The sequence below is a fragment of the Duganella sp. CY15W genome (assembly GCF_009857555.1).
GTDB lineage: Bacteria > Pseudomonadota > Gammaproteobacteria > Burkholderiales > Burkholderiaceae_D > Rugamonas > Rugamonas sacchari.
Window position 1 is genome coordinate 140,907 of record NZ_WWCQ01000004.1, and the last position, 13,591, is coordinate 154,497.

Below are 13,591 nucleotides of genomic sequence, written 5' to 3' on the forward strand. Positions count from 1 at the left end.
TTTGATGGAGATGCAACATGAGCAAATTGAACACGCAAGCAGTGCTGGACTTGATGGAAGAGATCCTGCGCGCCTTTATGCAAACCGTACGCTACGGCGTGCGCCTGATCGGCCGCATGTCGCCGCCCGCACTGCTGGGCGCCGCACTGCTGCTGGCGTTCATCTGCTCCATCCTGCCGTTGGCGCTGGTGCTGTTCGTGGTCTTCATGTTAATCAAGCTGGCGGTGGGCGCGTGCGTGATTGGCGGCCGCCGCGCTCGCCGCAATCAGGAGCACGTTGAATGAAAAAGAATCGGCTGGCACAAGCCGGCTACAACAACGCCAAGAGCCTGCTGGACATCATCCGCGAAATAGGCGAAACCGCAGTCACGCTGTGGTGGCACTTCTTCGACTGGCTGGCACAGGTCGAATGGCGCAAGCTGGTCATCATCTGGCTGTTGTTGCTGATCCTGTCGGCGTCGCTGTTCCACGTCAATGAGCAGGCCTGGGGCTTTATCCTCGCCTCTTTTGGCCTCAAGGTGCTGGCAGGCGGCAAGCGCAAGGCCGAGCTGGAAGCGCGCAGCGCCGAATCGCACGCCGATGAAGAGAGCATCGAACGGCGCGTGGTCGAAGCCCGCATGGCGGCGCTGCAAGCACAGGTCGAACCGCACTTCCTGTTCAACACCCTGGCGCTGATCGGCCAGCTGATTGAAACCGATCCGCCGCAGGCCGCACGCATCCACCAGAACCTGATCGACTACCTGCGCGCCACGCTGCCGCAGATGCGCGCCAAAGGCGCGGGTACGCTGGGTCGGCAGATCGAGATGTCGCGCGCCTACCTGGCCATCATGCAGGCGCGCATGCGCTCGCGGCTGGCGGTGTCGGTCGACGTGCCGCAGGATATGCTGAGCGCCACCTTCCCGGTGATGATGCTGCAGATCCTGATCGAGAACGCCATCAAGCACGGCCTCGAACCCAAGATCGACGGCGGCCGTATCGACATCCGCGCTTCAGTCGACAACCAGATGCTGCAAGTGGATGTGATTGATGATGGCGTCGGCTTCAATCCCTTCTCCAGCGATGGCGTCGGCCTGGCCAATGTGCGCGAACGCCTGCGCATCCAGTACGGCAACCGCGCGCAACTGGTGATTGAGGCGCCGCTGACCGGCGGCACCCGCGCCAGCATCCGCGTGCCGTATGCGCCGGACATTTTCGCAGGAGCGCCCAAATGAACCGTCCCACCGCATTGATCGCCGACGACGAGGAAGGCATGCGCCAGCAGCTGCGCAGCCGCCTGCAGGATGTGTGGCCGGCGCTCGACATCGTGGCGGAGGCAGCCAACGGCATCGAGGCAGTGGCGCTCGCTGGCCAGCATCAGCCCGACATCGTGTTCCTGGATATCCGCATGCCGGGGCTATCCGGCATCGAAGCGGCGCGCATGCTGTTCAACCGCTGTCACCTGGTGTTTGTCACCGCCTACGACCAGTATGCAATTGAAGCGTTTGAACAGGGTGCGCTCGACTACCTGCTCAAGCCCGTGGGCGGCGAGCGCCTCAAGACCACCTGCGCACGCCTGCAGACGCTGATCGGCCAGCAGCCGTCCAATATCGAGCGGCAGCTGAGCCAGTTGCTGTCGCATCACAGCAAACCCGCCGCCAGGCAGGAATACCTGCGCTGGATACAGGCGGTGGTGGGCGCCAATCTGCGCATGATCTCCACGCGCGAAGTGCTGTTCTTCCAGGCGGATGAAAAGTACACGCGCGTGCAGACCGAGCAGTCTGAAGTCCTGATACGCAAGACACTCAAGGAGCTCGCCGACGAGCTCGATCCCAACGAATTCTGGCGCATCCACCGCTCCACGCTGGTGCGCGTGGATGCGATTGAAGAAGTGACGCGTGATCTGCGCGGGCGGCAAATGGTCCGCATCCGCAATCATCCGGAACTATTGGAAGTAAGCCGCGGCCACACGCATTTATTCCAGCAAATGTAACGTGCTCCCGCTGTCGTTGGGACTATACTGGACAGCTCAACTGAGGGAGGGAACGATGTCCAGCATACCCAAGCAAACCACCAGCAGCGTCATGCCCTGCATGCGCTACCGCGATGCCCCCGCCGCCATCGAATGGCTGTGCAACACCTTCGGCTTTGTACCGCAGCTGATCGTGCCCGACGGCGACGGCGGCATCGCCCACGCCCAGCTCGCGTTCGGCAACAGCATGATTATGCTGGGCTCCGCCTTCGATACGGAATATGGCCGACTACTCAAGCAGCCGGTGGAAATCGGCGGCTTCGCCACCCAAAGCACTTATCTGGTGGTGAACGACGCCGACGTCGTCTACGGCCGCGTACTCGAAGCCGGCGGCCGTATTCTGCTGGACATCAAGGACGAAGACTACGGCGGCCGCGGCTTCACCTGCAGCGATCTGGAAGGCCATGTCTGGAGTATCGGTACTTACGATCCCTACAAGCCTGCAAACCAGTTATAGCCGTGCAGGTCTTCCCAGTAGCCGCTGGTGAACCGGTTCGTGACGATCATTCCCGTCAAGTGTTTGGGATTCTTGAATCCCAGCTTGGTGGGAATGCGCAAGCGTAGCGGAAAACCCAACTCGTCCGGCAAACTATCCTGACCGTTGAAGCCAAACGCCAGCATGGTTTGCGGATGCAGCGCGCTTGCCATATCGATGCTGGTGTAATAGCCATCTGCACAAGTGAATGCGACATATTTTGCGCTGATGTCCGCACCAAGCAGCGCAAGAAAATGCCACAAGGGCACGCCCGTCCACTGGCCGATGGCGCTCCAGCCCTCAATGCAAACGAGCCGCGTAATTTCAGTGCGCGGCGGCAGCGCCTTGAGCTGCTTCAGCGTCCACGCACCTGGCTTGCGGACCAGCCCATCGACTTTGAAGCGCCACTGCTGCTCATCGATTTCCGGCACCGACGCTTCCGAGTAAAAGGCGTTGAAGCGAAACGGCAGCGTCAACTCACTCCGCGTGAAAGTCGGCGCCAGCGTCTGCGGGCGAAACAGCGCGGCTTGCGCCACATCGTTGAAGCGCGAGACGCGCTTTAGTGCAGCTTCCACGGTTGCCCCGTCGGGCAGCAGTGCCAGCGCCGCGCCACCCAGTGACAGGCACAGCAACTGGCGGCGGCCAGTCCAGATCTTTTGCGTCATTTTCTGATTCCTAACATCGCCAACAACAGGCGCGGCGACAGCAGCGCCAGAGAAATATGCCCGCAAGCGAACACGGTCAGCAAAGCCATACACATGAAATGCGCCTGCCGTGCCATCTGATAACCACCGAACGCCTGCGTCAGCCACTGCAGCTGCACCGGCTTCCAGATGGCCAGGCCGGACAAAAACATCATCGTCAGCAGGCACAGCACACCGAGATATGCAAGCTGCTGCACGCGGCTGCGTCCATGTCCGTCGTGACCGGCATCCGGCGACAGGTACAGGCGCCGCAGACGGCCGCTCAGCAACAGCAGGCTGACAGCGACCAGGCCATTCGCCGCCAGCAGCCACATGCCGGCGAAATGCCACAGCAGCGCGCCTGGCAAGCTGCCGCCCAGCGTCAGGTAGCGTGGAAAGCTGCCGATCCAGAACGGATCGGCGTTGTAGACCTGCCAGCCACTGCCCAGCATCACTGCAAAGACGGCGGCATTTGTCCAGTGACACAGCCGCACCCACAGCGGCGGCACAATAGCAGACATCAGATCGGTGGCAGGAAACCATCACGGCCAACCAGCACCGCATTGGCGCTGGTCACGCCATCCACCCCCGCAGCGCCGATCACCAGCACCTTGGCGCCCACAACAATCAGCTCACGCTTACCCGGCACGAACTGGCCGTAGACGGTGGCGTTATCCAGCACGACCTGCTGCGTCTTCTCGCCAAAGCGCATTTCCAGTTCAGTGGCGCTGGCCTTCTTGCTCACCTTGGCGACGGTGGCGTTGGTCATCGTGCTGCGGTCGCCCATATCCCACGGGAAGTGGCCTTCATTCATGCCGCGCGCGGCGTCGGGGAAAACCATCACGCCCATGGCGCGCACCTTGCCCTGGGGCGCCGGCGCGGCGGCGATACCAAGGTAGGCGTTTTCCTTGATGGCTGCGGCGGTGCTGCGCGAGACATCGAGCACCTGCGCCTGCTCCGGCAGTTTCACCGTGGTTTTCACGCCCTTGCGGTCGGTAACAGTGAGTTCAGTGGCGCTCACGGCGCTGACCTCACCGCGCAGATGCACCTGGCGATCGGCGGCAAAACCGGCGCTTGCGGTCACGAGGGCGGCACTGGCGACCAGTAGATTGAGCAGTTTCATGGCATTCCTTGATTGAGTGAACGAGAGCCAGCACTATGCCGCCCTGCCCTGGCGGCCGCCATCGGTCAAACATCCGATGCCGGCCGGACGGCGTGGGTCGCTATAATCGCGCCATGTACCCTGAGACCACCGCCTCCATCACCGACACCATGCACACGCTGGCCTATATCGGCGACTTGAGCATGGGCCAGCCGACCGAGCACTCGCTGCGTACCGCGTGGCTGGCGGCGCGCATCGCCGAAGCGGCAGGACACGCGGGCGATCACTGCGCGGCCGTCCAGCAAGTGGCGCTTTTGCGCTGGTCCGGCTGCACCGCCAACGCACCGGAATTCAGTGCGCTGATCGGGGACGACGTCGGCATGCGCGCCAGGATGCTGTCGCAAAAAAATGACCCGGCTTTCATGCAGTCTGCCGAAGCGGTATTCCGTGAGATCTACCAGCTGTCAGAGATTCATTGTGAAGTCTCCGGTGAAATTGCCGCCATGCTGCGCGTTTCTGCAGACGTTGAACGGGCGCTGCGCAGCATCTTCTCCACTTACGACGGCGTCGGCCCATCGCATCTGCGCGATGGCCCCGTACCGGACAGCGTGTACGTGGTTGCACTGGCCAGCGATATTGAAATCCTCGGCCGCGAACAGGGTGTGGCGCGTGCGCTGGACGTCATCGCGCACAAAAGCGGCAAAGCCTATCCGGCAGCACTGGTGGCTATCGCCGTTCAGCATGCCGCCACGTGGCTGGAACAACTGGAGCGCGACGAAGACTGGCAGGCTGCCCTGGACTTTGAAGCCTGCACCCGCAGCGGCGCCGTACCGCTTGAACTGCTGGCCGACGTCATCGACCTCAAACTGCCTTGGATGACGGGCTACTCGCGCCGCGTCGCACAAGTGGCCTGCAACGCCGCCGGCGTGATGGGGCTGGACACGGACACCCAACTACGTTGCTACCGCGCAGCGCTGGTACACGGCATCGGCCGGGCGGCGGTACCGAACAGCGTCTGGAACACGAGCGGAAAGTTGAGCGCGGGCGCGCGCGAACAGCTACGGCTTGCGCCTTACTGGACCAGCCGTGCCGCGGCGCGCATCGGAGCACTCGGCGCCGCTGCGGACATCGGCTCCTATGCCGGCGAACGGCTGAATGGCAGCGGCGCCTTTCGCGCCTGCACGCGCACGGCGATCCCGCTGGAAGGAAAAATCATCGCCGCAGCCACGGCCTGGATCGCGCTGCAATCCACGCGGCCATGGCGCGCAGCGATGACGGCTGACCAGGCACGCGCTACGCTGGAGGCGGAGGTAGGGAATGGCCGCTTTGACGTTCACGCAGTACGCGCCGTCAGCGGCGCTGCACCCACGTCCGCCGAAGCGGTGAAGAACATTCTGCTCACACAAAGGGAATCTGAAATATTCCGTCGTATCAGCCTTGGGCTGACCAACAAGGAAGTCGCCCGGGAATTGGCAATCAGTCCCAGCACCGTACGCACTCACGTGGAAAACGTCTTCCGCAAGCTAGGCTGCAACACGCGCGCTGCCGCCACACTCAAAGCCTCAACCCTGCGGCTGCTGTAATTCAGGCCAGCGCGGCGACCAGCGCATGATCCGCAACCTGCGTCGGGCGGATGCGGATGACGCTGCGATAAAGGGGCGGCATGGCGGCGCAGACGGCTGCCAGTTCGGCCTCTGGCAACGAGGGCAGCACGTACTGGAATTGCGCCGGGTTCTTCAACGGCAGCGGGCCTTCCATCGTGGAGCCATAGGCGCCAAGGTTCATGAAGCTGACGGCGCTGCCATCCGGGCCTTTGGCAAACACGAAGGTGCCGTCTTTCGGATGGCCGAGGTAGTGGCGTATTTCTTCATGCCGCGCCGGCACGGCGCCATGCATCAGTTTATAGCGCAGCTGTGCGTAGGCGCGCGTGGTTTCCATGAAGGCGCTGCGAATGCCCGATTGCGTCATGCGGCCCGGCATGCAGAGCAGCAGATTGCCAAACGAATCCAGCAAGGCCACCGCATCCCCTGCCCCGCCATGTTCGCGGTCGCGCGCCATGGCCTGCTTCAGGAACGGCGCCAGGCCTGCATCCGGCGCGTGCGGTTTGCCGCGATAGGTCAAAGCATCGGGATATTGCTGTTTCAGCGCGCGCACAATGTAGTGATCGGCGGGCAGCGTGGCAGGATCTTTCAGCAGCTCTTGCGGCAGGTCGGTATTAAACATCTCCATCACTTCGGCCGACGTGGCCTCGAACACCAGCGAGCACAATGCCTGCGTTGGTTCGGAGATGGTTTTGCCGATGAAAAAGGACTTCGGCGTGGCGCCGGTGCTGGCGCGCGAGTACAGCGACGTGCCGAGGATGGCGGGATAACTGAAGCTCTGCTCCGCCTGCGCGCGCAGCGGTTCCGGCAACGCAGGGAAAGTGGCGCTGGCGTCGTAATTGATGCCGGCGTTCTTGTCCGGCGCCGCCACCACCACGTTAAAGCCACCGGCCAGGATCGCGCCGCTGCACATGCAGCACGGGTCCAGCGAGGTGACGATGGTGATGTCCTGCGGCTCCGGCAGATCACGGCCCTTGGCGCGTTCGGCGTAGTACCAGTCGATAAGCTGGCGTTCGCCGTGTGCAGTCGGGTCAAAGATCAGGCCATCCTTGATGACGTTGTTGTGCAGCGACTGCAGCACGTTGCCGTGCTGGTCGAGCATCAGGCCGCCGACACCAAACGTACCCTGCGTCTTGGCGGCTATCGCTTCGGCTGCCGCGATGGCGACCGCCGCTTGCACATCAATCGTCTTCTTGTGTGCCATTACTTTTTCTTGAGGTCCTGGCCACCAAAGGCATTCGGCAGCTGTGCGGCTGCGGTGGTTTCGTAGACGTCACCTTTCAGGTTGGTCAACAGGATAGGCAGCTCATTGCCGCCCAGTTCCAGGATCACCTGACGGCAAGCGCCGCACGGAGCGATCGGACCATCGGTTTCGCCAATGACCACCAGCTGTTGGAAATCTCCCTGCTGATAGCCGTGGGCGAACGCGCTGAAGAAGGCGGTACGTTCGGCGCAGTTGCACAGGCCATAGGATGCGTTTTCCACGTTACAGCCGTGGAAAACCTTGCCGTCATTGGTCAGCAGCGCGGCGCCGACCTTGAAGTTGGAGTACGGGGTGTAAGCCTTCAGACGCGCTGCGGCGGCTTCGGCGATGAGTTCTTGCTTGTTCATGATGAGTTCCTCCAGCCGTCACTCCCGCGCACGCGGAAGTCCATGCTGAATATGCGTCCCCGCCTGCGCGGGGACGACATGGTTACGGGCGAATCGTGCGATAGACAACCGGGTTGGCGGCAGCTGCTGCATCGGTGATCTGGTAGGCCGCCTGGATTTCGCGGATCGCCTGCTCGGCCGCTTCCTGCGTACGCGCATGCACCATCGCCAGCGGCTGGCCGGCTTCCACTTTATCGCCCAGGCCAACCAGACCGGTCAGGCCGACAGCAAAGTCGATCGGGTCCGCAGCACGGCGACGGCCGCCGCCCAGCGACACCACTGCCAGGCCGATATCGCGGCAGTTGGCCGACACAGCGTAGCCCGATTTCAGCGCCGGCGCCGGCACGATGATCGGCGAACGTTCCAGGTACTTGTCCGGATTGTCCATCAGGTCTGCAGGGCCGCCCAGCGCCACCACCATGCGCGCAAAGCGTTCCGCCGCTTCGCCGCTATCCAGCGATGCCTGCAGCTTGGCGCGCGCTTCCTCTTCGGTCGCAGCCAGTTTGCCCAGCACCAGCATCTCGGCGCACAGCGCCATGGTCACTTCGTGCAGACGCGCAGGACGCGACTTGCCGCTCAGGTAATCGATCGCGCCGCGTACTTCCACCGCGTTACCGGCATATGGCGCCAGCGATTCGTTCATGTCGGTCAGGATAGCGGAGGTCATCATGCCCGCACCGTTGCCGACCTTGACGATGCTCTCCGCCAGTTCCACCGATTTCTCGTAGCTTGGCATGAAGGCGCCGCTACCGACCTTGACGTCCATCGCCAGCGCATCCAGGCCTGCCGACAGTTTCTTCGACAGGATCGAACCGGTAATCATGGCCACCGATTCCACGGTCGCAGTCACGTCGCGCACGCCGTAGAAGACCTTGTCCGATGGCGCCAGCGACGCGGTCTGGCCGATGATGGCGACACCGACTTCTTTTACCACCTTGCGGAACAAGGCGTTGTCCGGCACCGTGGTGTAACCAGGGATGGAATCAAACTTGTCCAGCGTGCCGCCGGTGTGGCCCAGGCCACGGCCCGAGATCATCGGCACGTAGCCGCCGCAGGCTGCGACCATAGGGCCGAGCAGCAGGGAGACGACGTCGCCGACGCCGCCGGTGGAGTGTTTGTCGACGACCGGACCATTCAGGTCCAGCGAGCGCCAGTCCAGCACTTCGCCGGAGTCGCGCATGGCCAGAGTGAAGGCGACACGTTCGTCCATGCTCATGTCGTTGAAGTAGACGGCCATCGCCAGTGCGGCGATCTGGCTTTCGGTGACGCGGCCGGAGGTAATCCCGCCAACGAAGAACTGGATCTCTTCGGCCGACAGCGCGCCGCCGTCACGCTTCTTGCGGATGATCTCTTGGGGTAAATAGGACATGGAATTCTCCATAAAACTAATTGATAACGCCGCAGTAGAGGCTCGCGGCACCCGCGAACCCCGCACTGCGGCGGCGCCAGGGTCTGACCCCGTACGGGGTCAGACCCTGCTGTCAGGGGTGCTTTATACGCCGTAAGGAATCCAAATGTTCTTGACTTGCGATGCGTGAGCCAGCACGGCACGGCCGCCCGCTTGCGCGGTGCTGTACCAGTCGCGGCCTTTGGCGCCGCCCACCCAGGTACGCTTCAGCGAACCGGCCGACAGACGCTCCACTTCCGCACAGCCTTCGGCCGAACCATCATGACGCCACACCGCATCGATATCCGAGTGCGTTGCCAGCGTACGCGCCAGTTCATCGGCCGAACCGGTGATGATGTTCACCACGCCAGCCGGCAGGTCCGAGGTATCGAACACCTGATACAGATCGGTCGCCGACAGCGGATGCGCTTCCGACGGCACCACCACCACGCGGTTACCCAGCGCAATCGCCGGCGCCACCAGCGAGATGAAGCCCAGCAGCGGCGCTTCGTTCGGGCACACAATACCGATCACACCCAGCGGTTCGTTGAGCGCCACGGTAATGCCGTGCATTGGCGGCTGATGCGCCAGGCCATCGTATTTGTCAGCCCATGCTGCGTAGTAGAACAGACGCTCGATCGACGCCTGCACTTCCTTCTCGGCGTTTTTCGAACCGGTCATCGCGGCGATGCGGGCAGCGAATTCTTCGCCACGCGCAGCCAGGTTTTCAGCGATGTAGTACAGCACTTGCGCGCGGTTGTGCGCAGTCGCCTTGGTCCAGCCGGTTGCCTTGTGCGCAGCTTCCACGGCGTTACGGATGTCCTTGCGGTTGCCCTCGCCCACTTCGGCGATGAAGGAACCGTCCGCACCGTGAATCGCGCGGCTGTAGGCGCCGTCAGGGCGGGCCTGCTTGCCGCCGATGTACAGCTTGGCGGTGCGGTCGATGGCGAAAGCGCCGCCGGCAGCGACTGGCGCGGCCTTGGCTTTTGCTTTCGGCTCGGTCACTGGCGCCGCAGGACGCGCATCTTCCGCTTTGGCGGTCAGGTACTCGTACATGCCTTCGCGGCCGCCTTCACGGCCGTAGCCGGATTCGCGGTAGCCACCGAAACCGCAAGCAGCGTCGAACTGGTTGGCGGTGTTAATCCACACCACGCCAGCCTTGATTGCCGGTGCGACGTCCAGCGCCAGCGAGATATTCTCGGTCCACACGCATGCGGCCAGGCCGTACACGGTGTTGTTCGCCAGCTGTACTGCTTCTGGCGGCGTGCGGAAGCTCATCGCTACCAGCACCGGACCAAAGATTTCAGCCTGCGCCACGGCAGCTGCAGTCGACGCGCCGGTGATCAGGGTTGGCGGGAACCACGAGCCGTTGGCTGGCAGCTCGCATGCTGGCTGGTACACGGTGCAGCCTTCGTCGCGTGCCGATTGCACCAGGCTTTCAATGCGCTGCTTCTGCACTAGATCGACCAGCGCGCCAATGTCCATCGACTTGTCCAGCGGCGAACCGAGGGTCAGCTTGTCCATGCGGGCGCGCAGCTTGGCCAGGAATTTATCCTGTACCGATTCCTGCACCAGCAGGCGCGAACCTGCGCAGCACACCTGGCCCTGATTGAACCAGATCGAATCGACCAGGCCTTCAACCGCAGCATCCAGGTCCGCATCTTCAAACACGATGAATGGCGACTTGCCGCCCAGCTCCAGCGACAGCTTCTTGCCGCTGCCTGCCGAGGCTTCACGAATAAGGCAGCCGACTTCGGTCGAACCGGTGAAGGCCAGCTTGTCGATGCCTTCGTGCTTGACGATGGCTTCGCCCACGCGGCCATCGCCGGTGATGATGTTGACCACACCAGCCGGCACGCCAGCCTGTACGCAGATGTCAGCGAACAGCATCGCGGTCAGCGAGGTGAATTCGGCAGGTTTGAAGACAACGGTGTTACCAGCGGCCAGCGCCGGCGCGATTTTCCACGCCAGCATCAGCAGCGGGAAGTTCCACGGCACGATCTGGCCGACCACGCCAACCGCGCGGTAGGCCGAAAATTCTTCGGCTTGCAGCTGCGCCCAGCCGGCGTGGTAGTAGAAGTGACGCGCCACCAGCGGCAGGTCGACATCGCGGGTTTCGCGGATGGTCTTGCCGTTGTCCAGCGTTTCCAGCACGGCGAACAGGCGCGCATGTTTTTGCATCAGGCGGGCGATCGAGTACATCACCTTGGCGCGGCCATGGCCGCCCAGTGCCTGCCAGCCTGGCTGCGCGGCGCGTGCCGCAGCGACTGCGCGGTCAACGTCGGCAGCGCTGCCCTGGGTCAGGTCAGCCAGCTTGGCGCCATCGGCTGGATTGATGGACGCGAACAGTTCACCGGCTTCGCTCCATTCGTTGTTGATGAACAGGCCGAACTGGCGGCCGCGTTGTTCCAGCCACGCTTGCGCTTCTTTGGTGCTTTCCGGTGCTGGGCCGTATTCCATGGTGTTGAGGATCTCTTTAATGGTTGGCATGACGGTGTCCGTAATTAAGGTTGCGCGTGGCGGTGAGCGGCCGAGTAGTTACCGGTCACATAGTGCTCCAGTTGGCGCTCGATGTCGGTCAGCAGGCTGGAGGCGCCGATGCGGAACAGATGCGGTTCCAGCCATTCATTGCCCAATTCTTCCTTCATCAGGGTCAGGTACTGCAGCGCGGCCTTGGCCGTACCGACGCCGCCCGCTGGCTTGTAGCCGATCTTGAAGCCGGTCTGCTCGTGGTACTCGCGAATCGCGCGCACCATGGTCAGCGACACGGGAATCGTGGCATTGACTGGCTCTTTACCGGTCGAAGTCTTGATGAAGTCTGCACCAGCCATCATGCACACCCACGATGCCTTGGCGACGTTTTCCAGCGTGACCAGTTCACCGGTCGCCAGAATCGCTTTGACGTGCGCTTCGCCGCAGGCTTTGCGGTAAGCCAGCATCTCGTCGTACAGCGCTTGCCAGTTACCGGTCAACACGTGCTGACGGGTGATGACGATGTCGATTTCAGAAGCGCCAGCGGCAACCGACAATTCGATCTCGCGCACTTTGGTTTCCATGCTGGTCAGGCCAGCCGGGAAGCCGGTCGACACCGCAGCGATAGGCAGACGGCCTTGCAGCACATCCACCGCCGGCTTGATCATCTCGTGGTACACGCAGACAGCGCCGGTGGCCAGGTTGGTGTCCTGCAGGCCCAGTGCCTCGACCAGGTCGGTACGCAGCGGACGCAGCGCCTTGCGGCACAGGCGCTCAACGCGGCCTGGGGTATCGTCGCCGGACAGCGTGGTCAGGTCGATCAGGCCGATCGCCTTGACCAGCCAGGCGGCCTGGTATTCCTTCTTCACCGTGCGGCGGTTCGCCAGGCTGGCGGCGCGGCGGTCGGCGGCGGACTTGTTGACGTGGATGTGATTGATCCAGCCCAGGTCCAGCGGGACTGCTTCGTTGCGCTTGAAGTCAGTAATGATGCTCATAGCAGATTGCTTCCGTTCGAGAGTGGTTTGACGCCGAGGTGATGGGCCAGGGTCTGGCCGATATCGGAGAAGGATTCGGAAATGCCCAGCGACTGCGCTTTCACCTTCGGACCGAAGAAGATCATCGGGATGTGTTCACGCGTGTGGTCGGAGCCTGGCCAGGTCGGGTCGCAGCCATGGTCGGCGGTGATCACAACCAGGTCGTCCTCTTGCAGCTTGGCGATGAATTCCGGCAGGCGCGCATCCATCTCGTGCAGCGCATTCGAATAACCGTTGACGTCGCGGCGGTGGCCGAAGGCCTGGTCGAAGTCGACGAAGTTGACGAAGGTCAGCGACTTGTCGCCTGCTTCATCCGCTACTTTCAGCAGCGCGTCAAACAGCGCCATATTGTCCTTGCCCTTCACCACGCGCGATACGCCCTGGGTGGCGAAGATGTCGCTGATCTTGCCCAGCGCGATCACTTCGCCGCCATCGTTCTTCACGTGGTCCAGCAACGTCGGCGCAGGTGGCGCGACGGCGTAGTCGTGACGGTTGGTGGTGCGGGTGTAGTTGCCGTTCGCGCCCAGGAAGGGGCGCGCGATCACGCGGCCGATGTTGTACGGCTCAACCAGTTTGAAGGCGATCTCGCACACTTCATACAGGCGCTCCAGGCCAAACGATTCTTCATGCGCCGCGATCTGCAGCACCGAGTCGGCCGAGGTGTAGATAATCGGCTTGCCGGTGGCGACATGCTCGTCACCGTGCTTGTTGATGATTTCCGTACCCGATGCGTGGCAGTCGCCCAGGAAGCCCGGCACGCCGGTCAGCTCCTGCAGCTTGGCAGTCAGCTCGGCCGGGAACGATGGTACGGTTTTCGGGAAGTAGCCCCAGTCGAATTCCACTGGCACGCCAGCGATTTCCCAGTGGCCGGACTGCGTGTCCTTGCCGGTCGAACGTTCACGCGCGGCGCCGTAGGCACCGGTGAAGCCTTCGCGCTGGGTGAAGCCGGTGGCCCACTCGCCGCTGGCCAGATGGGCGGCGGCGGTCAGGCCCAGGTTTTCCATGGTCGGCAGCGACATCGGCTTGCCGCTTTTGGCGACTTGCTCGGCGATGTGGCCGAAGGTGTTGGCGCCAGCGTCGTTGTACTTGGCCGCGTCAGGCGTCGCGCCCAGACCAAACGAATCGAGCAACAGGATAAATGCGCGTTTCATAATCAACTCCTAAAAAGCAAAGGGGCGGA

14 protein-coding genes are annotated in these 13,591 nt (G+C 62.8%); 5 read left to right on the top strand and 9 right to left on the bottom strand.

Annotation, left to right across the window (positions count from 1 at the left end):
* The first annotated feature begins 17 nt into the window (after positions 1 to 17).
* From GTP58_RS20665 to GTP58_RS20680, 4 genes are read left to right on the top strand one after another with little or no spacing between them, the layout of a single operon-like run.
* On the top strand, positions 18 to 284 hold the full coding sequence (locus GTP58_RS20665) for a hypothetical protein (RefSeq protein WP_072785091.1): 267 nt from the start codon (positions 18 to 20) through the stop codon (positions 282 to 284).
* On the top strand, positions 281 to 1,210 hold the full coding sequence (locus GTP58_RS20670; protein WP_161079051.1) for a sensor histidine kinase: 930 nt from the start codon (positions 281 to 283) through the stop codon (positions 1,208 to 1,210). Before GTP58_RS20665 ends, GTP58_RS20670 begins: the two co-directional genes overlap by 4 nt.
* Entirely contained in the window at positions 1,207 to 1,968 is a 762-nt protein-coding gene (locus tag GTP58_RS20675) for a LytTR family DNA-binding domain-containing protein (RefSeq protein WP_161079052.1), read from the top strand. Before GTP58_RS20670 ends, GTP58_RS20675 begins: the two co-directional genes overlap by 4 nt.
* Before the next feature lie 55 nt (positions 1,969 to 2,023).
* Positions 2,024 to 2,464 (top strand): VOC family protein, encoded by a 441-nt coding sequence (locus tag GTP58_RS20680; protein ID WP_072785098.1) that lies wholly within the window; start codon positions 2,024 to 2,026, stop codon positions 2,462 to 2,464.
* Here the strand turns inward: GTP58_RS20680 and GTP58_RS20685 are convergent.
* The 3 genes from GTP58_RS20685 to GTP58_RS20695 are packed head-to-tail and all read right to left on the bottom strand — an operon-like array spanning position 2,440 to position 4,288.
* On the bottom strand, positions 2,440 to 3,147 hold the full coding sequence (locus GTP58_RS20685) for a molybdopterin-dependent oxidoreductase (RefSeq protein WP_161079053.1): 708 nt from the start codon (positions 3,145 to 3,147) through the stop codon (positions 2,440 to 2,442). The genes GTP58_RS20680 and GTP58_RS20685 overlap by 25 nt on opposite strands.
* Positions 3,144 to 3,686 (bottom strand): cytochrome b/b6 domain-containing protein, encoded by a 543-nt coding sequence (locus GTP58_RS20690; RefSeq protein ID WP_161079054.1) that lies wholly within the window; start codon positions 3,684 to 3,686, stop codon positions 3,144 to 3,146. Before GTP58_RS20690 ends, GTP58_RS20685 begins: the two co-directional genes overlap by 4 nt.
* Complete coding sequence (locus GTP58_RS20695) at positions 3,686 to 4,288, bottom strand: hypothetical protein (protein WP_161079055.1); 603 nt, start codon at positions 4,286 to 4,288, stop codon at positions 3,686 to 3,688. The genes GTP58_RS20690 and GTP58_RS20695 overlap by 1 nt, the downstream gene beginning before the upstream one ends.
* Before the next feature lie 113 nt (positions 4,289 to 4,401).
* Between GTP58_RS20695 and GTP58_RS20700 the strand changes: the two genes are divergently transcribed.
* Positions 4,402 to 5,850, top strand: coding sequence for an HD domain-containing phosphohydrolase (locus tag GTP58_RS20700; protein WP_229215679.1), 1,449 nt, complete (start codon positions 4,402 to 4,404; stop codon positions 5,848 to 5,850).
* A 1-nt stretch (position 5,851) separates the two neighbouring features.
* Here the strand turns inward: GTP58_RS20700 and GTP58_RS20705 are convergent, their stop codons facing one another.
* The 6 genes from GTP58_RS20705 to GTP58_RS20730 form a co-directional block, all read right to left on the bottom strand.
* Positions 5,852 to 7,072 carry a nucleoside deaminase gene (locus GTP58_RS20705; RefSeq protein WP_161079056.1) on the bottom strand — a complete coding sequence of 407 codons (1,221 nt, stop codon included), beginning with the start codon at positions 7,070 to 7,072 and terminating at the stop codon, positions 5,852 to 5,854.
* Complete coding sequence (locus GTP58_RS20710) at positions 7,072 to 7,479, bottom strand: cytidine deaminase (RefSeq protein ID WP_161079057.1); 408 nt, start codon at positions 7,477 to 7,479, stop codon at positions 7,072 to 7,074. The genes GTP58_RS20705 and GTP58_RS20710 overlap by 1 nt, the downstream gene beginning before the upstream one ends.
* A gap of 82 nt (positions 7,480 to 7,561) precedes the next feature.
* Positions 7,562 to 8,887, bottom strand: a complete 1,326-nt coding sequence (gene deoA / locus GTP58_RS20715) for a thymidine phosphorylase (protein WP_161079058.1) — start codon at positions 8,885 to 8,887, stop codon at positions 7,562 to 7,564.
* A 123-nt stretch (positions 8,888 to 9,010) separates the two neighbouring features.
* A complete protein-coding gene (locus tag GTP58_RS20720) occupies positions 9,011 to 11,395 on the bottom strand; it encodes an aldehyde dehydrogenase family protein (RefSeq protein WP_373924763.1) in 2,385 nt (794 codons plus the stop codon).
* A gap of 14 nt (positions 11,396 to 11,409) precedes the next feature.
* On the bottom strand, positions 11,410 to 12,372 hold the full coding sequence (gene deoC, locus GTP58_RS20725) for a deoxyribose-phosphate aldolase (RefSeq protein ID WP_161079059.1): 963 nt from the start codon (positions 12,370 to 12,372) through the stop codon (positions 11,410 to 11,412).
* Entirely contained in the window at positions 12,369 to 13,562 is a 1,194-nt protein-coding gene (locus GTP58_RS20730) for a phosphopentomutase (RefSeq protein ID WP_072785116.1), read from the bottom strand. The genes deoC and GTP58_RS20730 overlap by 4 nt, the downstream gene beginning before the upstream one ends.
* Positions 13,563 to 13,591 lie beyond the last annotated feature (29 nt).

Excerpts from the sequence above, each read along its gene's own strand:
- GTP58_RS20675 (WP_161079052.1), top strand. The coding sequence starts at position 1,207 with ATGAACCGTCCCACCGCATTGATCGCCGACGACGAGGAAGGCATGCGC.
- GTP58_RS20665 (WP_072785091.1), top strand. The coding sequence starts at position 18 with ATGAGCAAATTGAACACGCAAGCAGTGCTGGACTTGATGGAAGAGATC.
- deoC (WP_161079059.1), bottom strand. The coding sequence starts at position 12,372 with ATGAGCATCATTACTGACTTCAAGCGCAACGAAGCAGTCCCGCTGGAC.
- GTP58_RS20720 (WP_373924763.1), bottom strand. The coding sequence starts at position 11,395 with ATGCCAACCATTAAAGAGATCCTCAACACCATGGAATACGGCCCAGCA.
- GTP58_RS20680 (WP_072785098.1), top strand. The coding sequence starts at position 2,024 with ATGTCCAGCATACCCAAGCAAACCACCAGCAGCGTCATGCCCTGCATG.
- GTP58_RS20690 (WP_161079054.1), bottom strand. The coding sequence starts at position 3,686 with ATGTCTGCTATTGTGCCGCCGCTGTGGGTGCGGCTGTGTCACTGGACA.
- deoA (WP_161079058.1), bottom strand. The coding sequence starts at position 8,887 with ATGTCCTATTTACCCCAAGAGATCATCCGCAAGAAGCGTGACGGCGGC.
- GTP58_RS20705 (WP_161079056.1), bottom strand. The coding sequence starts at position 7,072 with ATGGCACACAAGAAGACGATTGATGTGCAAGCGGCGGTCGCCATCGCG.
- GTP58_RS20710 (WP_161079057.1), bottom strand. The coding sequence starts at position 7,479 with ATGAACAAGCAAGAACTCATCGCCGAAGCCGCCGCAGCGCGTCTGAAG.
- GTP58_RS20730 (WP_072785116.1), bottom strand. The coding sequence starts at position 13,562 with ATGAAACGCGCATTTATCCTGTTGCTCGATTCGTTTGGTCTGGGCGCG.
- GTP58_RS20670 (WP_161079051.1), top strand. The coding sequence starts at position 281 with ATGAAAAAGAATCGGCTGGCACAAGCCGGCTACAACAACGCCAAGAGC.
- GTP58_RS20685 (WP_161079053.1), bottom strand. The coding sequence starts at position 3,147 with ATGACGCAAAAGATCTGGACTGGCCGCCGCCAGTTGCTGTGCCTGTCA.
- GTP58_RS20700 (WP_229215679.1), top strand. The coding sequence starts at position 4,402 with ATGTACCCTGAGACCACCGCCTCCATCACCGACACCATGCACACGCTG.
- GTP58_RS20695 (WP_161079055.1), bottom strand. The coding sequence starts at position 4,288 with ATGAAACTGCTCAATCTACTGGTCGCCAGTGCCGCCCTCGTGACCGCA.